General features: G+C 46.5%; 19 protein-coding genes. 14 read left to right on the top strand and 5 right to left on the bottom strand.

What is annotated here, in order from left to right:
* Positions 1-90: 90 nt before the first annotated feature.
* From Q0Y46_RS03605 to Q0Y46_RS03570, 8 genes are all read left to right on the top strand, one after another.
* Entirely contained in the window at positions 91-3,033 is a 2,943-nt protein-coding gene (locus Q0Y46_RS03605; RefSeq protein ID WP_297944988.1) for a glycoside hydrolase family 44 protein, read from the top strand.
* A 3-nt stretch (positions 3,034-3,036) separates the two neighbouring features.
* Positions 3,037-3,375, top strand: a complete 339-nt coding sequence (locus tag Q0Y46_RS03600) for a DUF1232 domain-containing protein (RefSeq protein ID WP_290743345.1) — start codon at positions 3,037-3,039, stop codon at positions 3,373-3,375.
* Between the two features lie 417 nt (positions 3,376-3,792).
* Positions 3,793-4,293, top strand: coding sequence for a hypothetical protein (locus Q0Y46_RS03595; protein ID WP_297944985.1), 501 nt, complete (start codon positions 3,793-3,795; stop codon positions 4,291-4,293).
* A complete protein-coding gene (locus tag Q0Y46_RS03590; protein WP_297944981.1) occupies positions 4,293-5,963 on the top strand; it encodes a hypothetical protein in 1,671 nt (556 codons plus the stop codon). Before Q0Y46_RS03595 ends, Q0Y46_RS03590 begins: the two co-directional genes overlap by 1 nt.
* On the top strand, positions 5,953-7,746 hold the full coding sequence (locus Q0Y46_RS03585; protein WP_297944979.1) for a LeoA/HP0731 family dynamin-like GTPase: 1,794 nt from the start codon (positions 5,953-5,955) through the stop codon (positions 7,744-7,746). The genes Q0Y46_RS03590 and Q0Y46_RS03585 overlap by 11 nt, the downstream gene beginning before the upstream one ends.
* Positions 7,743-7,991, top strand: coding sequence for a hypothetical protein (locus tag Q0Y46_RS03580; RefSeq protein ID WP_297944976.1), 249 nt, complete (start codon positions 7,743-7,745; stop codon positions 7,989-7,991). The genes Q0Y46_RS03585 and Q0Y46_RS03580 overlap by 4 nt, the downstream gene beginning before the upstream one ends.
* 15 nt (positions 7,992-8,006) lie before the next feature.
* Complete coding sequence (locus Q0Y46_RS03575; RefSeq protein ID WP_297944974.1) at positions 8,007-8,717, top strand: hypothetical protein; 711 nt, start codon at positions 8,007-8,009, stop codon at positions 8,715-8,717.
* A 245-nt stretch (positions 8,718-8,962) separates the two neighbouring features.
* The gene (locus tag Q0Y46_RS03570; RefSeq protein WP_297944971.1) at positions 8,963-10,144 is read left to right on the top strand and encodes an ATP-binding protein; all 1,182 of its coding nucleotides are present in this window, start codon (positions 8,963-8,965) and stop codon (positions 10,142-10,144) included.
* An 8-nt stretch (positions 10,145-10,152) separates the two neighbouring features.
* Here the strand turns inward: Q0Y46_RS03570 and Q0Y46_RS03565 are convergent, their stop codons facing one another.
* From Q0Y46_RS03565 to Q0Y46_RS03550, 4 genes are all read right to left on the bottom strand, one after another.
* A complete protein-coding gene (locus tag Q0Y46_RS03565) occupies positions 10,153-10,812 on the bottom strand; it encodes a WYL domain-containing protein (protein WP_297944966.1) in 660 nt (219 codons plus the stop codon).
* A 114-nt stretch (positions 10,813-10,926) separates the two neighbouring features.
* Positions 10,927-12,216, bottom strand: a complete 1,290-nt coding sequence (locus Q0Y46_RS03560) for a citrate synthase (protein WP_297944963.1) — start codon at positions 12,214-12,216, stop codon at positions 10,927-10,929.
* Positions 12,217-12,246: 30 nt separating this feature from the next.
* Entirely contained in the window at positions 12,247-12,633 is a 387-nt protein-coding gene (locus Q0Y46_RS03555) for a four helix bundle protein (protein ID WP_297944960.1), read from the bottom strand.
* 16 nt (positions 12,634-12,649) lie between these two features.
* Entirely contained in the window at positions 12,650-13,945 is a 1,296-nt protein-coding gene (locus tag Q0Y46_RS03550; protein WP_297944956.1) for an aminotransferase class I/II-fold pyridoxal phosphate-dependent enzyme, read from the bottom strand.
* 161 nt (positions 13,946-14,106) lie between these two features.
* On the opposite strand from Q0Y46_RS03550, the gene Q0Y46_RS03545 reads away from it, so the two are divergent.
* A complete protein-coding gene (locus Q0Y46_RS03545; RefSeq protein WP_297944953.1) occupies positions 14,107-17,769 on the top strand; it encodes an InlB B-repeat-containing protein in 3,663 nt (1,220 codons plus the stop codon).
* Between the two features lie 86 nt (positions 17,770-17,855).
* Positions 17,856-18,497 carry a fibrobacter succinogenes major paralogous domain-containing protein gene (locus tag Q0Y46_RS03540; protein WP_295678930.1) on the top strand — a complete coding sequence of 214 codons (642 nt, stop codon included), beginning with the start codon at positions 17,856-17,858 and terminating at the stop codon, positions 18,495-18,497.
* Positions 18,498-18,624: 127 nt separating this feature from the next.
* On the opposite strand, the gene Q0Y46_RS03535 is transcribed toward Q0Y46_RS03540, so the two are convergent.
* The gene (locus Q0Y46_RS03535) at positions 18,625-19,002 is read right to left on the bottom strand and encodes a type II toxin-antitoxin system RelE/ParE family toxin (RefSeq protein WP_297944949.1); all 378 of its coding nucleotides are present in this window, start codon (positions 19,000-19,002) and stop codon (positions 18,625-18,627) included.
* A gap of 55 nt (positions 19,003-19,057) precedes the next feature.
* Here Q0Y46_RS03535 and Q0Y46_RS03530 point away from each other — a divergent pair, with 55 nt between their 5' ends.
* The 4 genes from Q0Y46_RS03530 (at position 19,058) to Q0Y46_RS03515 (ending at position 21,762) form a co-directional block, all read left to right on the top strand.
* Entirely contained in the window at positions 19,058-19,546 is a 489-nt protein-coding gene (locus Q0Y46_RS03530; RefSeq protein ID WP_297944945.1) for a hypothetical protein, read from the top strand.
* Entirely contained in the window at positions 19,521-19,961 is a 441-nt protein-coding gene (locus Q0Y46_RS03525) for an FISUMP domain-containing protein (protein ID WP_297944942.1), read from the top strand. The genes Q0Y46_RS03530 and Q0Y46_RS03525 overlap by 26 nt, the downstream gene beginning before the upstream one ends.
* A gap of 357 nt (positions 19,962-20,318) precedes the next feature.
* Positions 20,319-20,603 carry a hypothetical protein gene (locus Q0Y46_RS03520; RefSeq protein WP_295678920.1) on the top strand — a complete coding sequence of 95 codons (285 nt, stop codon included), beginning with the start codon at positions 20,319-20,321 and terminating at the stop codon, positions 20,601-20,603.
* Positions 20,604-20,727: 124 nt separating this feature from the next.
* Entirely contained in the window at positions 20,728-21,762 is a 1,035-nt protein-coding gene (locus tag Q0Y46_RS03515; RefSeq protein WP_297944939.1) for a branched-chain amino acid aminotransferase, read from the top strand.
* The last annotated feature ends 137 nt before the right edge of the window (positions 21,763-21,899 follow it).

Here is a 21,899-nt window from a genome sequence, read left to right as displayed (position 1 = left end):
TAGGGCTACGCCCGTATATGAAGAACCGCCGGCTTCGCCGGCGGGTCCCTTTTTGTATATTCCTAAAAGGTTTATTCCCCTTAGGTATATATGTTTGGAAATACTGTTGAAAAATATTTGTTTGCCGGAGCCTTGTGTGCAAGTGCAACGGCCGGTAGCGCGTTCGCTGCGCAGAACGTGGTGACTGTTGACGACACGCAGCCGGGCATTGCCATCAACAAGGACCACATGCTGGCTGCCGACCTTGCCATATGGAATCCGCCAACCCGTTACTTCGACATGGCGCCCGCCTTGGTTGATGGCGGCTACAATGTGTTCCGTTTCCCGAACGGGAGTTTGTCAAACGATTACCACTGGAATGGTTCGGGCAGCTACGACAGCACGGGCCTCTGGACTCCGAGCGAAAAGGAATGGACTCCAGGGTTCCTGGGCGAGACTGTTTACCGCGGGACGACCAAGGACAACTGGGGATTTGTCCGCCGCAGCCACTTGGCCGACGGCAACATGGAAACGATGTGGTGGGGCGAAATCTTGGACCCGAACGATCCGCCTTGGATTGTTGTGGAGTTCAAGGAAAAGAAGGACTTGGATTCCTTGATTATCGATTGGGGAACGCTTCGTCCGAAGTCTTTCGAATTCTCTTACTGGACCGAAGATTATGCGCCTTATCCGGGTGTGCACCAGGGCCTGGAAAACAAGCTGAAGGCCGTAGGCACGGTGAAGGTGACGTCGGAACAGTCAAAGTACAAGTTTGCGCAAATCAAGGCACGCTATGTGGCTATCCGCTTCAAGACTCCGGATTTGCCCAGCAAGGGCGTGCAGGTGCGCGAGATGAAACTTTATAGCGGCAGCGACGACCTGCTTGCCGGTAACGAGTACAAGTTCTTTGCGGTGTCCACTCGCAACGGCGACAAACCGCGTACCGACTGGACGAACATCAAGTGGCATTTCGAGGAGTTCATGGCGTACATCTCCAAGATTCCTAACGCACAGGCGCTCATCTGCGTGAACGCGGGAACGGGTACGGCCAAGGAGGCCGCCGCATGGGTGAAGTACGCAAACGTGAAGAAGAAGTACGGAATCAAGCAGTGGCAAATCGGCAACGAGCTCGATGGCGAATGGGAAGAATCCGGCCCGCTGTCGGCAAGGCAGTATGCCGCCCGATTTGTCGAGTATGCTCGCGCCATGAAGGCCGTGGACCCCTCCATCATTTTGCACGGGCCGCTGTTCAGTTCGCACAAGATGCAAGAGAAGGGTGCCGGTTTCGGGGACGGCAAGTTCTGGGTCGCCGAATTCCTGCGCATTGTGGGCGAGGCCGAAAAGAAGGATGGCAAGCGCTATCTGGATGTGTTTGACTTGCACACTTACCCGTACTGGGCACCCGATAACCTGAATGCGAAGGACATGCTCAAGGCGACGATGGATATCGGGCACAATGCCGATACGCTGGATGCCTGGATGAAGCTTTATCTGGACGGGGAACGCCGTATTTCGCTTTCGGAATTCAGTACGTCTGTGCTGGGAAGTGAAATTTGGATGGACTACCCGCAGGCTGCGGGCGCCGCGAACGTCTTTGCACAATATGCGGTCCGCTTTGGCAACCGCTTGCAAGCATTGCCCTGGGATGCTTTCGGTAACGTCTTTGAAGGCCCGGACCACACGTGGGGCACTATCAGCATGACGGCTCTTGTCAAGGAAGGTTCCTGGAATAAATTGCAAAGTCTGGAACTTACTGCGGAATACTTTGGTGTCTACATGGTATTCAAGCGCTTCCTCGAAGACGGCTACGCCGTTGTCCCCGTGAAAAGTTCTACAGAAAGCGTGACTCCGTACGCCATCTGCAAAAACGACAGTTGCCGTGTCATGCTTGTCAACATGACCGATTCCAAGCAGGTTGTCCAGGTGGACCGTGCAAGCGGCGCTTCGGACCAGGTGCGTACCGAAGTGGACGTGTTCGGCCCGGATCAGTTCAAGTGGGTTGGCGACCAGAAGGATGCATACCCGTATCCCAAAATGGGGCCGAGTGGACGTCGTATGAATCCGAGCAAGAGCAAGGATGTTGAAATTCCCGGATTTGGTTTGGCTATCGTGCGTATCAATCCCCGTGTAGTTGGGCTGGACGCTCAAACGAAAGCGAAAGCTGCTGTGCCTGAGGTGATTGCTGCCGCGCTGGAGAAGAAGGTTCTGCTTGCCGGGGATACGCTGGACTTGTTCGTGACTGCAAGGCAAGAAGACGGGCAGTTGACCGGTGGTATCGTGAAAATTGCTAACTGGGGCAAGGCTGGGACGCTTACGCAGCCTGTCAATCCGGATGATGGCAAGTGGAATTCGTCCATCGAGAGTTTCCATGCGAAAATCCCCGTGCCTGCAGGAATCTCCAACGGAAAACGCGAAATTCAGGTGGTATTACAGGGCTTGGGTAAGAAACAAACCGTGCTCAAGGTTCCGTTCCGCATCCGCGGCGCCTACCGCACCACAAGCGTGATGCAAAACTTCGACAATGGAATCGATGCGGTGGACTGGTTCCCGGTTGTCAACGGCGACAATGCAACTTCGATGGATGCCAAGGTGTATAACGGCAATCCTCCGCTCGGTGGCTACATCCGTCATGACTTCATCGTCGAACAGCCGCCTGACTTGGGTTGGCCCAACTACTCCGGCGCCTATTATGTGCTGCCGCCCGAGGTGAAAAAATCGGTGGGTATCGTGTTCGACTATGCTACAACCCACAACAACCCGCAAGGTTATATAGAATTGCAGATTATGAGCGAACAGGTGAAGGACTACGACGAGTTCATGATTCGCCTCAAGAATACGCGTGGCAACTGGGTGCGCGACACGCTCATTTGGGAAAACATGAAGCAAGAAGGCTGGGGCAAGACGATTCCGCAGCTTGACCCGACAAAAATCAAGAATTTCGCATTCCGCGCACGCCACAGCGGCAAAGGTTACATCAGCCTCGACAACATTTACCTGTTGCAAGAAGACGGCGAAGAAGTCCCGATGCCCAAAGGCCTACGGAGACTGAGGTAAGATATGGATAAAGAACCCGAAGTACACGATGTGAAGGAATTGAACGGCGCCTCGCCTATGCAGAAGGGGCTTGCCGTTTTCCTCGTCATCATGTCTCTTTTATACACTGTGTCGCCCATCGACTTGGCGCCAGATGCCGTCCCCGTAGTGGGCTGGATTGACGACATCGGATTCCTCGTGACCGCGACAATGAATGCTGTGCAGCAGTTCACGAAGGACCAGAATTCCGCCATGGTGAAAATCCTGAAATACGCCAAGTGGTTTATGGTCATCGCAGTCGTGATTGCCGCGTTGCTACTCGGCGGTTTGATTGCAGCGATTGTGGCATTGATTGTGAAGTAAGTGATTTTTTGTGTATTTCTGGAAAGTGAAAAAAGTGGCCTTTGGGCCATTTTTTTGTTGGTTCCTTTATGTAAAAATTAGATTATATTGGTGGGAAAAGAGGCTTTTATAAGGTAATCGCGTTTTAGACATAAGTTTGAGCTTTGCTCTTGGCTTTCAATCGAAATCGGCAAAATTTCAAATTCTAGGAAGACTAAGCGGCATAGACTCTTTTGTGGAATTCTTGTGTCCGAGAACAAACGACATCTATTGTCGCCTGCTCATTTTATATTAAGGACGGTCGGCAAAACCTGTGAATAAATGCGAGGATCCGTAATAAAAGCAAGGAAACTGATGGGAATGGTGAATCATGACATACTACTGTAAGAAGTGCGGACAATCCTATGACGCTTGGACTATTGCAAAAGGGGCTTGTATATGGCAGAAAGCATTAAAGATGAGATTTCAGAATACTATTCAAATACGTCTTCTGCGGTTGATGAAATTTTAGCTAAACTGAAAGAAGCTAATTCTCAACATGATGAAGAATTGCAAAGTAGAATAGATGATGTTGTAAAAAACATAGAAGAAAAAAATGAAGAATTTAAAGTCGCTGTGGAATCTCTTGAGAAAGATAGTGAATTTGAAAAATTTACAATCGCTTTTTTTGGTGCAACAAATGCTGGGAAAAGTACAATTATTGAATCATTGCGTATTCTTTTTGATGAAGAATCCCGTGCGAAAGCAATGGAAAAACGCAGTAATAATTGTGCCGCTTTAAAGAAAAAATATGAAGAAAAATGTGTTGAAGTCATTAATAATCTTGAGAATCTAAAAAAAGTCTATTCTCCTAAATCTAAAGTGATTTCAGTCTTTATATATGTCTTTATTCTAATAATTGGCATTATTGGTGGTTTCTTGCTTTCGGGAGCTATTTGATGGCTGATAAAGTTTTATCCTTCCTTAACTCTTTGATTGATGCTGTGAAAATTGCTCCACAGAGTAAATTTTCAATGTATTATAATGTTGATGGAACTATAATTGGTAATGGTTCTCAGGATTTTACGAAAACCTACAGGTCCTATAATTTTATTATTAACGGAGTTTCTGCACAGCTTATAGATATTCCTGGCATTGAGGGAAAGGAAACAAATTTTGTTGAAATCATAAAAGAGGCCTTGAAAAAAGCTCATTTAGTTTGTTATGTAGCTCGCGAAGCAAAGGGTATTGAATCCAATACTCTCGAAAAAATACAAAGTTACCTAGGCAAAAATGTTGATGTGCTTGGGATACACAATATTCCTCTGTCTCCTCAAAAAAAATATGATGGAGATGACTATGTCAAAGATATGCTAAAAAAAGTAAAAGGAGAATTGCGGAAAAACTGCAATATAGAAAATGCTCTACTTCAAAAAATTTCGAATGAATTATATATGGGAACGGTTGGTTGTGCTGTTTTACCGGCGTTGTGCGGCTTATCTTTGCATGATGGAAATAGTTCTTTTGCCAATCCTGCAGAATTTGAAGATAATAAAGAGGTTCAAGAATCCTTAATATCTTTACATCGTCAACAACAAAGTTTTCTTCTGCATGCCACAGATAAAGAATTGCTGCAAATAAGCAATATGGCGAGTTTAAAGAAGGCTATAACACAAAGCTGCATGAATGCTCCCAATCGAATGCGTAAGAACGCCTTTTGTAGACTCCAAAATGTTCTTGGTGAGGGCTTTCTAGCCTCCATTCAAGAACAGCAAAAAGCATGGAAAACTTACCGAATAAAGGCAGAACGAAGTGCAAATACCTTGATTGCAGGCTTAGATGATGCAAAAAAGCGATTCCATCGAAATATGACCAGCGCAGTGCGAAACGCCATAAAAGATTTTTATAACGATGAAATATTGGAAAATATTTTTTTTCCGAGTATAGAGGAAAATGCTAAAATCGTTCGTGAAGATATAGAGAGAAGGTTCAAAAATGCTAAGCGTAAGTTGAATGAAAATTTAAAAAAGAAAATTTCTGATGTGATGAAAGCTTCTTGTGAAGATTATTTTGAAAGAGTAAAAGCATATGCAGATGATTTCGTTCATAGCATGACTTTACAATTGAAAAATTTGAAAGCAGAAATGCCAAGTATGGAGGATACTTCGTTTGATTGGGGCGGTTTGGGTGATTTTGCTTTTGGTGTAGCGACAAGTGCAGCATCTGGAGCTGCATTAGGGGCTTGGATCGGAACTCATGTTTTCCCTGTTGTGGGAACCGCACTTGGAGCGGGTATTGGCGCGGGATTAGGGGCTCTTTGGGGAACTGTTAAGGGTTGGATAAAGTATGGATTCAGAGAGAAAACCCGCATTATGAATTTTAAAAAATTAGCACAAGAAAAAGTAGAAGATATGGCTGAAAAAACATGGGAAGAATTAAAGCCAACAATAGAAGAGCATGTTCAATCTGTGACGAAAGCGGGTGACAATCTTTCTGCAAAGGCTTTGAAGGTTAAAGAAGATGCACAAATTACGGAAAATCTCTTAACGAATTTTGATAAAGAAATCAAAAAGATTCAGAAGAATATTATAAAGAAAATTGATAACTTGGAGGTAAGCAATGTCGCTTAACAATAAAAATTCCTTCACTCAGGAACAGAACAATTTCATTCAGAAATTGATTCAGTTTAGTGAATTGCTAAACGAAATGAAAGTGAAGGCTTTGTCAGAAGAATTGACTACAGCTTTTGCAAATTCTATAGCGAAGGTTAATGCTCTGAAAGATGGCTTGCAAAAAGGTAAGCTGAAAATAGCTCTTGTAGGAGCCTTCTCTGATGGTAAAACAAGTACTGTTGCTGGTTTTTTAGGTCATGCTGATTCTAATATGAAAATTGCAGAAGAAGAATCCTCTGATGAAATCATTGAATATGAACCTTGCAATATATCAGAAGATCTGCCGCCCTGTGTTTTTGTTGATACTCCGGGTCTTTTTGGTCAAAAATTTTCTGAAAAAACTGAAAAATATATTTCAGAAGCCCATATTATTCTTTATATTGTAGCGGCAACGAATCCTCTTAAGGATAGTCACAAAGAAATGGTTTCCTGGCTGATGAAAACCTTGAAAAAATTCGATAATACAATCTTTGTTATTAATCGAATGGATGATATTTGTGATTATACCGATGAAGAAGATTTTGCAGAAAAAGAAAAACAAAAGAGAGCTTTCTTAAAAGAAAATGTAGCTCGTTTTTGTGATTTAGATATTAATGACTCGAAAATTCAAAATTTAAATATTGTGTGCATTTCTTCTGATCCTGAAGGCAAGGGACTTCAAGAAAATGATGATGGTAAAGAAAATTATTGGTTGACTGATGAGCATCGTTCTAAATACGAAGAATTCTCTCGTATGCCAAATTTGAGAAATATGGTAGATGAGGTTGTAAAAAGCACCTTACCCGAAAAACTTATGAAAGATGCTGCGTTGACAGCCATCTTCGAGGAAGTTTCGCAAAATCTTGAAATTCTTCGTCAAGAACAAATTCAATTAAATGAAGCTGTAATCCCCGAGGTCAAACGGACCGTTGAAATGATGCGTCGTGATTTAAGCAATACAAAAAAGGATCTGAATAGAGAAAAAAGGCCATGTCGCGAAGAATTAGATTCCTTAGAACGAAGTATATGTAGCAAAATTCGTAACGCGACAATGGAGACGATGAGGGAAATTGTCGAAGATGAATTGGGTACGGGAGACGATGCTGGATATAAATTGAATGGGAAAATACAAGATATTTTAACAGATCATTTTGAACAAATAGTAAATGCTGCGGGTGAAAAAATTCGTTCAGATTTAGATGTTGGGACAACAAATGTTAATGATGCTTTGTCCTTGGTTCGTAAAGGCATTGGGGGAATTAGTAATGCTGCACAAGGTGTCAATAAAGCAATGGTCTTTGCTGGGCGAGATTTGTTAGGCAAAGTGGGTGTCGTGATTAAGTTTAAGCCTTGGGGTGCTGTTAAATTGACGAATTTTATCTCTAAGGAGATTCCTGCAATTGGAGCTGCAGTTGGTGTTGTTCTCGATGTGGTTGATGTCGTTATGGCTAAAATAAATGCTGGGAAATTGGAAAAAACACGTAATGAGTTACTTTCTGCTGTTCAAGGAGCATTTAAAAGTGTTTACGATGAATTTTTGCCTGAAAATTTTATCAATACTTTTGCCCCTCAGATTATTGAAATGGAACAGCAAATTGAATCTACTGAGAAAAAATTGCTTGAATTCCAAAATGCAGAAATGTTCTGTAATGAGGCAAAAACCAAAATGCTTCGTTTTTGGAAAAATGAGGCTATTGACGCTGAAATTGTAGATGAGCCTACACGAAATAAAGGGTTCTTCAGAAGATTCTTTGGAAGGTGAATGCTCTTATGCCCACCAAGTTCTACTGTAAATATTGCGGAATCGGGCTCCCTTCGGTTTTTGCTTTGGTGAATGCTCGCTGTGTAAAACAGGGTGGTGGTGCAAACCATGTGCTGTATGAGGGTTCCGAAAAGTCCAAGTACACTTGCAAATATTGTGGGCTGCAATTTCCGACGATATTTGCCATGGTGAATGCTCGTTGTCTAAAGAGTCCGGCAAAGGGCGGTCACGAACCGGCTCTGTAAACAATTGGAGGTGATATGTCCAATACTTTTTACGACTCACAATTGCAATCAGTTCCTTTCTATAAATCGCATCCGTATATGATGCCCTTTGTAGGGAGTGATTACGAATCTCCGAAGCACAAGAAACTCTTGTTGCTTGGCGAGAGCCATTACATGCCAGAGAGTTCTACGGTTCATCACGATGCGGCCAAGTGGTATAACGGCAAGCCTGTTTTGACAGAAGCGGAGCAGGATTGGTGCAATACTCGCGGAACTCGCGAGGGCAAGAGCGGACGTTTCGGGAAAGAGATTGACCGTTGCTTAAATCTGGTGCAGCCGAGCGGGGGCAATGGCTGGCATCAGGTGGCGTTCCTCAATTATTTTTTGCGTCCTGCTGATTGTACAACGGGAATTGATGACCTGTGGAAAGTTTATGGTGGAGAGTCTTTGGATCGGGAACAGGCAATCCGTAACCTGATTTCGGTACTTGAAATTCTGCGGCCAAATCTTGTTGTTTTCTTGAGTTCAAAGGTTTGCAAGTGCGCAGAAACCGACGACTATCCCAAGTATTTCGGCGGCAATCTTTGGGATTGGACAGCTGCTCACGGCGTCGATTATTGCTATACGATGCATCCGTCGAGTGCGCACTGGAATAAGCCTATGCCAGCAAAGTACACAAAAGCAGGCGGGCTCACTGCTTGCGAGTTCTTCTGCAAGTGGCTGAAAGAAAAGTGGGTGTGCGGGTAGGTTTAAAATCTTCTCCAAAAGTGGGTCAAAAAAACCGGTTGTGGAGTTTAAAGGATTAAGTAAAACCCGAAATTGCCGTTTTTTAGCGAAAACCGAAGACTTGTCTGTATTTTAGTCCATTTTGCGGAGCAAAAACATGTGTTTTAGTCCATTGTAGTGAAAACTTTTACTAAAACTTGAAAAAGTTTTCACTATGTTGAAAACTTTTTGTTATATTTGCAAAAGAGTTCAGTAGAAGGCGGGCTATGATTCTGCGTGAAAAATACATCGCTCCGATTCGGGAGTTTTACGATAGCGACCTCGTCAAGATTATTGCCGGCATCCGCAGATGTGGCAAGTCCGTCATTCTTTCGCAGATTTCCGAAGAAATTCGCAAAAAAACGGACAATGTCATCTTCTTGAATTTTGAAGACCGCAGCACTTTGTCTAGAATATCCAATTGCGATGAGCTTCTTGCCTATGTAGAAAAGACGCGCCGTGCGGGCAAGTGTTTTCTGTTTCTTGACGAAATCCAGAATGTAAAGGACTGGCCCGATGCCTGCAAGACACTCCGCTTGCACGACTGCTCCGTATTCATCACGGGTTCAAATTCAAAGTTGCTGTCCATGGAATTTACCAAGGAACTGAGCGGGCGCTACGTGGCGTTCAGGATACGACCATTCGTCTTTAAAGAAATCCAGGAATACCTGAAGCAACAAAATAGAACGGCCTCCATCTCTGATTATCTTGTCTATGGCGGATTCCCGATGCGGTTCGAGTTCAATACAGAAAGCGCCACACGGAACTACCTGAATGATCTAGACCAGACAATAGTAATTAACGATATCGTAAACCGTTACAAGATACGCAAGCCAGAACTCTTTACCAAACTGGCCAATTATGTTCTCATTTCCAATTCGAGGATACTGTCTGCAAAGTCCATCTATAACTACATCAGGGGACAATTCAGCGAATGTTCTGTCAACACGATAACTAAATATCTGGGATACCTGAAAGAGGCGTATGTCATCAGCTCTATCAAGCAGTATTCGACAAAGGCAAAGCGGGAGCTGAACTTCTTCGAAAAGATCTATGATGAAGATGTGGCGTTTAATTCCATTCGCGTTGCGGACGGCATTTTTGACTTGACGCACAACCTAGAAAATGTTGTCTATAACGAACTCTTGTATAGGGAATATTCCCTGAGTGTCTATTCTGGAAAACAGGAAATTGATTTTTGCGCACAAAAGGGAAACAAGAAGTATTTCATTCAGGTCGCTTATTCCGTAGCGGAGCGTTCAACCTACGACCGAGAAATGGGGGTGTTTGCAGATATTGACAACACCCATGCCAAAATTCTTATTTCCAATGACGATATCGACTATTCCACTAGTACCGTCAGGCACATCAAACTAAAAGACTTCCTGGAAATGGACGATTTGTCTTGAGATGGATTTTATCTCTCGTACAATCCTACTAGTTCCTTCGCGCTGTCAAGTATCATTTGGCGGAGCTTGGCTGGCTTCAGCACTTCGGCGATGGAACCGTAGTACATGACCCACTGCTTGAGTAACCCGTTGACTGCGACATTCATTGTCACGTGCAAGTCGCCGCATGCGAGTTCTTTGATTTTCATGCTGGGGTGGTAGGGGCGTTCTTGCAGAAAGTTCTTGGCGTAGCCGGGGAAGTAGATGACCACCTTCTCGCAAGGCTGGTCCTGGTCGCCGGAAAGCAGTGTGCCCGAGCGGATGCGCCTGCGGAGGATTTCGACAACCTTAGGGTCTTCGACGAATTGTTCGCGCAAGAGCTTGACGGATTGGATGCGGCGGAGCTTGAGTGCGTAAGTTTTGTCGGGGTGGTGCTGTGATACGCAACCGATGTAGATTTCGCCGTGGTTGATGGCGACTATCAGCGGAATGCGCTGCTTGTTGGTGAGGGCTCCCCAGTTATCGGTGTAGGTGATTTGCACTTTTTGTTTTTTGCGGATGGCATCAAGGATGACCGGCAGATTTTTGCCGACATTTTCGTCAACGCTCGGGGGCGTTCCCATGAACAGAATGCGCCCGTTCAGTTCCTTCGCGTAATGGGCCAGGGTGGACTGCTCACGTGCAGGCAAGTCCTGCAATTGTCATCCCCGCGAAGGCGGGGATCTTCCTCAATATACAAAAAGCGAACGACAATAATTGTCGTCCGCTCGTTTTGCTTTAAAGTGGTCTGCAGGGCAGGCGGGTTATCGCTTGTCCCTGTCGATCCAGGGCCTTGCCGTCTGTCCCACGTAAATCTGGCGCGGACGGTTAATCTTGCTCTGCGGATCGTCGTGCATTTCCTTCCAGTGGGCAATCCAGCCGGGGAGTCGGCCGATGGCGAACATCACGGTAAGCATGTTCGTCGGGATGCCCATGGCGCGGTAGAGAATGCCCGAGTAGAAGTCCACGTTCGGGTAGAGCTTGCGCTCGATGAAGTAGTCGTCCTTGAGGGCGGCTTCTTCGAGCTTGATGGCAATATCCAGGAGCTGGTCGTGCACGTGTTCGCGTTCGAACACCTGGTACATGAGCTTCTTCAGCACCTTGGCGCGCGGGTCGTAGCTCTTGTACACGCGGTGACCAAAGCCCGAAAGACGGAACGGGTCGCTCTTGTCTTTCGCCTTGGCCATCACCTGCTCGATGGTCATGCCGCTCTGCTGGATGCGCAGGAGTGTTTCGAGCACGGCCTGGTTTGCACCGCCGTGGAGCGGGCCCCACAGGGCGCAGATGCCGGCGCAGATACTTGCGTAAAGGTTCGCCTGCGAGCTACCCACCATACGCACCGTCGACGTGGAGCAGTTTTGCTCGTGGTCGGCATGCACGATGAGGAGCGTGTTGAGCGCCTTTTCCATAATCGGATCCGGGTGGTACGGGCGAGCCTTGCTGCTGAACATCATGTTGAGGAAGTTGCTGCAGTAGCTGCGTTCCGCTTCCGGGTACACAAACGGTTCGCCGATGCTTGCCTTGTAGGCGAAAGCGGCGATGGTGCGGATCTTGGAAATAAGGCCCGCAGTCGTGAGCTCGAAAGCGCTTGCAATGTTTTCGTCGTCGTAGAAGCGCGGGGTGAACAGGCCCACGGCGTTCACGATGGAACTCAAAATGCCCATCGGGTGCGCGCTCGGCGGCATCTCGCGGAAAAAGTGCAACAGGTTCTCGTGCAGGAGAGCGTTTTCGGTAAGGAGCGTGCGGAAACGTCCGAGCTGTTCCGGAGTCGGGAGCTCGCCGTAAATCAGGAGCCAGGCGGTCTCGGGGAAGGTCGCCTTTTCGGCCAAGTCTTCGATGGAGTAACCTCGGTAGCGGAGAATGCCCTGCTCGCCATTCACGTAGGTGATGGCGCTCTTGGTGCTGCCCGTGTTCAGGTAGCCGTAGTCAAGCGTGACAAGTCCCGTTTCCTTGCGGAGGGAACTGACGTCGAGACCATGTTCGTTCTCGGTGCCTTCAACGACGGGGAGTTCGAAACTCTTTCCGTTGTATTTCAAGGTCGCTTTGTCGGACATTTGTACTCCTTAGGGGTTAGGATCTAGGGATTAGGATCTAGGGGTTTGGGTTTTTTGCTGTTTCTTGCTGTTTAATGTGTAAACCATTGAATTTAGCATTTTGCCAATTTCTTTACAATTTGACTGCAAAACAACATTCTTCTCCATGTCACCTAATTTCAATTGGTTGCATATATGTAATTGCGTCTCAAGTTCTGCTTTTGATCCGCGAGCGATTGATAAGAATCGGATGTATTCAGCTGTAGTCATACGTTCGTATCCTTCTGCAATATTTGAAGGAATCGATACTACAGCTCGACGCATTTGATCTGATAGCACATAGGACTCATTTTTGGGAAAAGCCTGAATATAGTCATACAATTGCATGACTAACTCTACGGATTTTTTCCAAACAATCAAGTCCTTGTAACTGTGCATTTCTAGATCCTAGCCTCTAGCCCCTCATCTCTAATATGCAATTATAAATATTTTCAAACAGTTTGCCGAGTTTGTCGGTCGGGACGGCGCTGAAAGCGACGCGGATGAGGCCCGAGAGCATGATGGTTCCCGTGCTGTAGTCCTTGATGAGCTTCTGGCGCAATTCTTCGGCATCCACGCCCTTCGGCTTGATGCACATGAAGTAGCCGCTGTTGCACGGCATGGGCTCGAACGCATCCTTGTATTCCGGGTGGGCGGCGAATTCCTGCTTGATGATGTCGAAGCGCTTCTTGAGCGTTTCGTACTTTTCCTGCTTCTGCTGCAGGTATTCTTCGCTCTGGAAAGCGGCGAGCAAAATCTTCTGGCTGATGCTCGGAGCGTTAGAGATGTTGCCGCGGACCGTACCGGCGGCCTTGTCTTCGAGGGCCTTGAGCTGGGCGGCGGTGGCGCCCTTGAAACCGAAGCTCATGAAACCGACGCGGAAGCCCCACACATAGTCTTCCTTGGTCGGGCCGTCGAGCTTGACGGCGAGTAGGTTCTCGTGGGCGTCGACAATCTTTGTGAAGATGGATTCCTTGGTCACGCCATCTTCGTAGACGAGTCCGAAGTAGGCGTCATCGAGCAGGGCCACGACTTTGTTGCCGGCGGCGGCGCATTCGGTGAGGATCTTCGCGATTTCGACGGCTTCCTTCTCGGTAGCGGTGTAGCCGGTCGGGTTGTTCGGGAAGTTCAGGAGCACGACCTTCTTGTCGCTCTTGGATTCGGCGAGAGCCTTCTTGAGGGCTTCGGTATCGAAACCGCCGTCCTTGAAGGTGTTGAACGTCTTGATCTTCGCACCGCAGCTGTTTTCGAACACGAGTTCGTAGTTGTCCCAGTAGAGGTCGGGGATGATGACTTCGTCACCGGCATCCAGGAAGAGGTAGCCCGCGCAGCTGATGGCGTGGGTGAGGGCCGCGGTCACGACCGGGTTGCTGAACTGCTTGCCTGCGAGGCTCGGGTTCTTGCGTACAATCTGTTCCTTCCAGGCCTTGCGGAGGTCGGGGTTGCCAAAACTCGGGGCGTACAGGAAGGCTTGCTTGGGCAGGTTCAGGCTCTTGAGCACGCAGTCGAGTACGAGCGGGCTCCCGTCGTCTTCGAGGGCGGTGCCGATGGTCGCGTTGATTTCGGAGCCCTTGGCTTCGGCGCCCTGGCCCAGGATGCCCTTGCGCGGGAAGAAAATGGCCTTGCCCCTTTCGGAAAGCATGCTGAGTACTTTGCAACCGTTGGCGGAGAGTTCCGCGTTGGCCTGTTCTGCGAGAGGATTGTAGTTCATCGTCGTATCCTGTTGAAAATTTTGGGTGCGTTTGGCGCCGTTTTCGGCGCGCAAAAATAGAAATTTTTTGATTCTTTTCCAATAATCCGATTTTGAAAAAAAAGCGTTTTATAAAGTTTTCATATTTATCTATTATTTTAGGGTATAGTTAGGAGTTTAAGATGCGTCAAAGGATGTGGATCGTTTTCTTTTTATTTCTTTTTGTTTCGCTGACGGATGCTGCGGTAACCATTACCCCTGTGGCTCCGTCTAAATTGGACAGCTGTTACCAGATCTCGTCTGCTGAGGAATTGTACGGCTTTGCCGCTATCGTGAATGGTAACATGCCCGGTATGGAGAAGGACACTACCGCCTGTGGCAAACTCACGAAAGACATCGTGGTGAACGAGAATGTTCTTGACGAGAACGGAAACCTCAACGTGGCTGATACGGCTAGTTTTGCCCAATGGACTCCGATTATGAAATTCAGGGGAAAATTTAACGGTAACAGTCATAAGATTTCGGGCCTTTATATTGATACCAAAGAGCCCCGTTATGTAGGCCTGTTCGGGTTGATTCGTCCTAGTATAGATGATGGAATAGTTGATATTCGTAATCTTGGAATTGAGGGTTCCTTTTTTCGTGCAGGCGATTATGTTGGTGCTTTTGTCGGTTTCATAGAAGGGGGCTCGGTTGTAAATATTGAGAATTGTTATAGCCATTCGCGAATAGAATCACATGGGTTTGCTGTAGGAGGCTTTGTTGGTTATTCCCTAGCGAATGTCCAGCTCAAAACGGTCCACAATTTAGGGCCTGTTATGGGAGCGCGATTTATTGGTGGCTTAGTCGGTTACCTTAATGGACGAAACCTAAAGATTATCAATGCTTATAACATGGGGGCGATAACCTCGGTGGCTGAGGATCCTGATGATTCCTATGATGTTGGGGGCCTTGTTGGCTATATAAATGCGGACGATGAGCTATTGGTTGAAAATTGCTTCAATATGGGACCAATTACTGCAGCCTACACTCTCGGAGGTATTGTTGGATCTCTTACTGGAGCGAATCTTCTGATGAAAACGGTCTTTAATGAGGGAACTATTAAGTCGTTTGATGACTATACGGATTTTACTTATGTAGGTGGACTGATTGGCCTTTCTGGGGGAATTTTAACATTCCAAAATAGTTATAACGTAGGTTCTGTTTCTGGATATAAAGGTGTAGGGGGCATTATAGGATTAAATTATTCAACCTATGTAGCCATGACAAATGTTTATAATGCGGGAACAGTGTTGATGGTAGATTCTGATGTATCTTATCTAGATCCGATTATGTGGAATCCGGATAAAAATGATGAAGTTCATTTTGAAAATACATTCTACTTGGATGCAAATTATGGGAGCGCCAAATTTGGAATTCCTGTGACAAGTGAACAATTGGAAGATGGTTCTATCGCCTATTTGATGCACTATTCTTTTTTCGATAGCGTAGATGCGACTGTTTGGGGGCAGAATGTCGGAAACGACATGTATCCGAATTTCAGTGGAGTTGTAACGGATGTGTCGTTGAGCTCTCTGGAAACCTTGGCCTTGCATACGTACGAAGGGGATACAACTGCCCTGCCTGAAAAGTATTTGCCCGGATTAGAATTTAAACTTCCTGAAGTGGACAAAGAGGAGGAAATTTTTGCGGGTTGGTACGATAATGCCGAATTCAGCGGGAACCCTGTAAGTGCTATTCCGAGTACGGCAGAAGGAACGCAGGAATTCTGGGCTAAATTTATTGGGAATAGACAAGTAACATTTGAAACAAATGGTGGAACAATTGATTCTGGGCTCATTGAAACCTATATGGAAGGCGATGTGGTGATTCTTCCGTATAAAGTCTCTCGGAGTGGATATATTTTTAATGGTTGGTTTAAAGACGAAAATTTCAGTGGCGATCGCTTGTTCAAAATAGGGCCTGACGATTTCGGCGACAAGGTTTTCTATGCCAAATGGTTCAAAAAGGAAACACCGACAAAAGATGAGAATGGTTGCTATGTTATCAAGAATGCGGAGGAACTGTATGGTTTTGCCGCTATCGTGAATGGTACAGATGGCTATAAAAGTGAAACGTTGGCTTGTGCGTCTTTAGCAAATAATATCGTGGTAAACGAGAATGTTTTGAATGCGGAAGGGCACTTGAACGAAGATGCGGTTCAGGGCTTTATTGAATGGGATCCGATTGTTGATTTTGCTGGGACGTTTGATGGAAACATGTATTCTATTTCGGGATTGTATATCCGTACCGATGAATGGGAAAATTCTCCTCTTTGGGGATTTGGATTGTTTAGCTCTATTTCTGGAGGCTCTCTAGAAAACCCTGTTGTCATTGCAAATCTAGGTGTTGTCGATTCGTATTTTGAGGCTCCGTATAATGTCGGTGCTTTGATTGGTTTTGTCAATACAGGCAAGAATAGTTTATACGACTCATACCTCGCCGTTATTAATTGTTATAGTACATCTTCTGTAACTGCTAAAAATTACGGCGGTGGCATCTTAGGTAAAGTCAGCAAATATAATATTGTTGTTGTTGAAAACAGCTACAATTCTGGGATTATTACCGGGAATGATTATTATGTCGGAGGAATATTGGGGCGTGCAGACAATGGAAGTGAAGTTTATATCGAGAACTGTTTTAACGTTGGCGGAGCTTATCGTTATGAGAGTGGTTTGGGATATCCGTTAGTAGGTGACGACAACGAGAAAGCTGAAGTGATAAACAGTTACTATCTGCAATCTGCAGATAATTATATAGAAAAAGGGATAATGGCGACATCTGAACAGTTTGCGAATGGTTCTGTTGCTCTTGCTTTGCATTATGGATCGAGTGGCTCCATTTGGGGGCAGGAAGTCGGTGTTGATCCTTTGCCGAATTATAGTGGAATTATCAAAAATTCTACAATCGCTCGGTACAATGTTTCTTTCTATACATACGTTGGAGATAGAACAAATTATTTCAGCAGTTATGTTGAGGGGCTTCCGAAAGCTCTTCCCGATTCAGTTGTTCGGGAGGGCTATACGTTTAGTGGATGGTATGCGGATAGCAATTATTCGGGCTCCCCGATTGATTCTATTCTCTCATCTGACGAGGGCGACTTGGAATTCTACGCCAAGTTAACTCCAATTTTGTACAAGGTTGTGGTTTCTGCGAGCCCAGCAACTTGGGGCGATGTCGTAAATACCAGTAAAAGAGATTTGTTCCAATATGGCGACACCGTGGAACTGATGGCGGTCCCCGCCCCAGGTTACGAATTTGACTGCTGGAAAGATGATATGAATAACACCGATCCGGTTCGTACCTATGTCGTTACGGAACCCAAGGCTTTTGTTGCGTATTTCAAATTGGGCACGTTGAGCAGCTCGTCAACATCTAGCAGCAGTTCTGCAAAGTCGAGTTCCAGTTCTGCAACGTCTAGTAGCAGTATTGCTGAATCTAGTTCTAGTGAGGAGATTGTTTCTACTTCTAGTTCTAGTTATGTGGCCGATATGCCCAAGAGTAAATCCAATTCTTCGGTTGCGCCATTCTTGCCCATCACGTTCGAAATTTCTTGTAGCGGGAAAAAATGTAGCGATGCTTTGCCTGTGGATGCGATGATCCGGCAATTCCAGGTCAAGGTTGTTGGCCGAGAAATTCAGGTGACGGAGGCTTATGTCGGCAGGCATTATGCACTATTTGATATGCAGGGACATCTACTCCGTTCAGGATATGTGCTTACACCGAACTTTACCATTCCGGTCAATCAGTCGGGTAGCTACCTTGTGCGGATCGGCAACTGGACCAAGCGCGTGACCGTGCGGTAAAAAATTTTGACCACCTTTGGAGTCCGCTTGACGCTAATTTAATGTATTTTTTTTAAGAAATGTATATTCAGTGAAGGAGATTTGCCATGGTTTATACGAAATTCTTGGCTTTAGCCGGTGTGGCTGCGATGCTTGCCGCTTGCGGCGGCGACAGCGATTCAAACGCAAAGGGAACTGAACCTGTCGAAGGTCTTCCAACAGCAATGTTCGAAGGGCCTCTTACCGACGCCCGTGATGGCCAAACCTATAAGACGGCCACCATTGGCTTGCAGACGTGGATGGCTCAAAACCTCAATTACGAAATGGCAAACTCATATTGCTACAACAATGAACCGGCCAATTGCCCAACTTATGGGCGCCTCTACACATGGGCTGCCGCGATGATGGCATGCCCTACGGGCTGGCACCTGCCGAGCGAGACGGAATGGCGAACCCTGTTCACGGTGGTGGGCGGTAGTACCGTTGCGGGCATTGTTCTCAAGTCGCAGAGTGGCTGGTCCAAAAACGGGAACGGCATGGATGCCTACGGGTTCTCGGCATTGCCTGCTGGGTATAGGGATTACCGTGGGGAATACATCAACGAGGGCTACGGCGCGCACTTCTGGAGTTCTGCTGGGAGCCTTAGCGGTGGCGCGTTCTACATGGTCATGTACAGCGATGTCGACAATGCGTACCTGTACGACATCAGTAAGAACACTGGGAACTCTGTCCGTTGCGTAAAGGACTAACACAGGATAAAACAACAGCAAAAAACCTCCGCAAGGGGGCTTTTTTGCTATACAGTTGCGAGATTACAACTTGCCGAGATAGCAAAGTTTTTGTCACACTTTCGACAATATTTGCGGGAAATCCCTTTTACTGTAGATTACATGAACAACAAAGATGCATTGTTCGTCCTCGTCCACAGTGTAAAATACAGAAAAATTTCGAACCGAAAAAACAGCGTACGCCCTCAGAAAACCATGGCTCCTCCATGTAGCGATGATATCTGTTAGGCATAATGGACAGGTCTTTCACCGCACGCTGCAACGAATCGATTACGTTGTCAGCTGTCGCTGCCGATTGCAATTCTGTTGAAATGTAAGAGTACACTTCGGCGAGATCGGATTCCGCAAGAGGGGCCATACGTTCCTGTTCATGCTGATAAAGCAGGAATTGGACGTACTTGGCTACATCTTCAAGGTAGGATTGCGGCAACAGCCGAAGTTCTTTTTCCAGAACATCGTAGGACATAATCTATCTCCACCAACAAATCAGTGGCAGTTTTGTCGAGCCGAACTCGGACGAGTTGTCGAGCAGTATCGAGGAAGAGTCCTCGTCGAGCGGGAAGTCGTCTTCTTCGGCGAAGTCGAGTAGTTCTGCAAAATCAAGTAGTGGCAAGGAGATTGCCACAAACTCTTCGAGTTCTCGCAATGACGAAGGAGGCAAGTCTAGTTCGTCTTCCAAGAAAACGTCTTCGAGTAGCGCAAAGTCCAGCAGTTCGCTTCGACAAAGCTCAGCGAACTTGTCATCATCGAGTGTTGCATCGAGCAGTAGTGTCAGTGAATCCTCCAGCAGCGAGTACGTGCCGTTTGACCATTCCAAGACGTTGGGTGGAGATTGGCGTGTTGGTGAGAATGCCTACAAGCAGTTTACTGATACGCGCAATGGCCGTAGCTACTATTATATCACTATAAAAGGTAAAGATACAACGGGAAATTTGGCTTCTGTGACTGTTATGGCTGAAAACCTGAACATCGGCGAAATGGTGCGTGGCAAAAAAAAATCAAAACGATGACAACAAGATTGAACGTTACTGCTATAACAACGATACGACTTATTGTGACGAATTTGGCGGTTTGTACCAATGGGCTGAGATGATGCAATTGCCAAGTCGTTGCAACACGGAAAGTTGTGCCGATCTTATTCAGGAAAATCATAAGGGGATTTGTCCCGAAGGTTGGAGATTGATGACCTATAATGATTTTTTTATTGCTTGGCATGCGGAAACAAATGAATATGGTATAGAGGGTGTTCGTTCGATGTATGGATTTAATGGCTATAATTCAAGCGGTTTGTCTCTTACTGACGCAGGATTGCGAACTAAAGAAGGTGAGTTTTCCAAATTAAATCAAACTATTTTTTCGCATACCCACAAGAACATGCAGCTGATTCTGTTGCTTATGTCTATTCGTCATATATATCAGGTATAACAGATCATGCTCCACGGTCTGATGATGGTGACCTGAAAATTGATGGCTATTCTGTCCGCTGTGTGATGGTCGAAAAACAATAAACCGAGTGGTCTATGATGTTAAGGCGATTTTTTAGAGGAGATGATACCCGCGGTTCAGGTAAGGAATGGTGATCCCAGCACAAGGCCGGGATAAAAGGCTACAGGGTGACTGTCGGGCCGGGGGTGTTAGGGGGTGTCCCCTTAGGAGCGAGGGGGAGATGTCTCCCAGCTCAAAAAAATATCCAGATGTCATCTTTTGACATTTGAAGTGATTTATATTGTTTGCGAAAACATTAACCCCGCCTTTTTTGCCTTGTAGGCGGATGGAGAATTTATGAAAGAGAATGAAGAGAAAAAGGAGGTGGTAAAAAATTTTGACCACCTCGAAAAGCTTAAATTCAGTCCAGTCAATCCAACAGCGTTTACGGAACGTGGTTTGTATATGCTTGCTACCATTTTGAAGGGAAAAACGGCAACGCAGACGACAATAAACATTATAGATACGTTTGTGAAAATTAGGGAATTGTCTAGGATGGTTGCGGACATTCCCAATACCGCAGACGATGTGGAAAGAAAATCCTTGCTGAAACGGAGTGGAGAGATTATATCGAATGTGTGAGATACCCATTTTTCTTTATTTTTTCACGACAAATCGTGCCAAAATCCCCGGCATAATTGTATTTTTCTGTGCGGTACCGAACGATACCTTTAAAAATGCACTAACTGCAAAAAAGGTGAATATTATGCAAGTTGATTTGAACAATGTCGATTGGAAGACGCTCCCCTTCGGTTATTATGACACCGATTACAATGTTCGCTGCTACTACCGCAATGGTCAGTGGGGCAAGATCGAACTTTCTTCTTCCAAGGACATCAGCATCCACATGGCCGCTACTTGCTTGCATTACGGCCAGGAAGGTTTCGAAGGCCTCAAGGCTTACACGGGCAAGGACGGCAAGGTCCGTATTTTCCGCGTTGACGAGAATGCGAAGCGCATGCAGAACACCGCGAACCGCGTGCTCATGGCTGTTCCGCCGGTCGAACTGTTCCGCGAGATGGTCCACACAGTGGTGAAGGCCAACGCCCGTTTTGTGCCGCCGTACGGTTACGGTGCAACGCTTTACATCCGCCCGCTCCTCATCGGTACGAGCCCGGAAGTCGGCGTGAAGCCCTCCGACGAATACCTGCTGTTGATGTTCGTGACTCCGGTGGGTCCGTACTTCAAGGACGGGTTCAAGCCGGTGGACATGATGATCAGCCGCAACTACGACCGCGCCGCTCCGCAGGGTACGGGTACGGTGAAGGTCGGCGGTAACTACGCTGCCAGCTTGCTTTCCCTCGCCGAGGCCAAGAAGCTTGGTTACTCCAGCACCATCTACCTGGATGCGAAGGAAAAGAAGTACATCGACGAATGCGGTCCGGCAAACTTCTTCGGCATCAAGGGCAAGACCTACGTGACCCCGAAGTCCGAATCCATTCTGCCGTCCATTACGAACAAGAGTTTGCAGCAGTTGGCTGAATACCTCGGCTACACTGTGGAACGCCGCCAAGTTCCGTTCGAAGAACTCGCTGAATTCTCCGAAACCGCCGAATGCGGTACCGCCGCCGTGATTACCCCGATCAAAAAGATTGTGGATCCGGTTGCCGGCAAGGAATTCACATACGGTGACGGCGTGAATCCGGGCCCGGTCTGCACGGAACTCTTCACGAAGTACACTGCCATCCAGTTCGGTGAAGCCGAAGACCCGTTCGGCTGGACTGAAGTGGTGGAACTGTAGTAGACAGTAGGAAGTAGACAGTAGACGGTAGGAAGTAGAATCTTACCGGAAACTGTCTTCAGAATTTGAAAATTTCCCGTGGAGAAATCTGCGGGATTTTTGTTTGTATTCGCTGATTCCCCGAGCCTCGCCCCTCG

This window comes from uncultured Fibrobacter sp. (genome assembly GCF_947305105.1).
In the GTDB taxonomy this organism is placed as follows: Bacteria; Fibrobacterota; Fibrobacteria; order Fibrobacterales; family Fibrobacteraceae; genus Fibrobacter.
The sequence above is the reverse complement of the archived record's forward strand: the minus strand, read 5'-3'. Positions and strand labels throughout refer to the sequence as shown.

What these genes read in the sequence shown, in the direction of transcription:
- Q0Y46_RS03570 (WP_297944971.1), top strand. Translation starts at nt 8,963, where the DNA reads ATGATTCTGCGTGAAAAATACATCGCTCCGATTCGGGAGTTTTACGAT.
- Q0Y46_RS03605 (WP_297944988.1), top strand. Translation starts at nt 91, where the DNA reads ATGTTTGGAAATACTGTTGAAAAATATTTGTTTGCCGGAGCCTTGTGT.
- Q0Y46_RS03535 (WP_297944949.1), bottom strand. Translation starts at nt 19,002, where the DNA reads ATGTCCTACGATGTTCTGGAAAAAGAACTTCGGCTGTTGCCGCAATCC.
- Q0Y46_RS03575 (WP_297944974.1), top strand. Translation starts at nt 8,007, where the DNA reads ATGTCCAATACTTTTTACGACTCACAATTGCAATCAGTTCCTTTCTAT.
- Q0Y46_RS03590 (WP_297944981.1), top strand. Translation starts at nt 4,293, where the DNA reads ATGGCTGATAAAGTTTTATCCTTCCTTAACTCTTTGATTGATGCTGTG.
- Q0Y46_RS03600 (WP_290743345.1), top strand. Translation starts at nt 3,037, where the DNA reads ATGGATAAAGAACCCGAAGTACACGATGTGAAGGAATTGAACGGCGCC.
- Q0Y46_RS03555 (WP_297944960.1), bottom strand. Translation starts at nt 12,633, where the DNA reads ATGCACAGTTACAAGGACTTGATTGTTTGGAAAAAATCCGTAGAGTTA.
- Q0Y46_RS03560 (WP_297944963.1), bottom strand. Translation starts at nt 12,216, where the DNA reads ATGTCCGACAAAGCGACCTTGAAATACAACGGAAAGAGTTTCGAACTC.
- Q0Y46_RS03585 (WP_297944979.1), top strand. Translation starts at nt 5,953, where the DNA reads ATGTCGCTTAACAATAAAAATTCCTTCACTCAGGAACAGAACAATTTC.
- Q0Y46_RS03540 (WP_295678930.1), top strand. Translation starts at nt 17,856, where the DNA reads ATGGTTTATACGAAATTCTTGGCTTTAGCCGGTGTGGCTGCGATGCTT.
- Q0Y46_RS03550 (WP_297944956.1), bottom strand. Translation starts at nt 13,945, where the DNA reads ATGAACTACAATCCTCTCGCAGAACAGGCCAACGCGGAACTCTCCGCC.
- Q0Y46_RS03545 (WP_297944953.1), top strand. Translation starts at nt 14,107, where the DNA reads ATGCGTCAAAGGATGTGGATCGTTTTCTTTTTATTTCTTTTTGTTTCG.
- Q0Y46_RS03515 (WP_297944939.1), top strand. Translation starts at nt 20,728, where the DNA reads ATGCAAGTTGATTTGAACAATGTCGATTGGAAGACGCTCCCCTTCGGT.
- Q0Y46_RS03520 (WP_295678920.1), top strand. Translation starts at nt 20,319, where the DNA reads ATGAAAGAGAATGAAGAGAAAAAGGAGGTGGTAAAAAATTTTGACCAC.
- Q0Y46_RS03595 (WP_297944985.1), top strand. Translation starts at nt 3,793, where the DNA reads ATGGCAGAAAGCATTAAAGATGAGATTTCAGAATACTATTCAAATACG.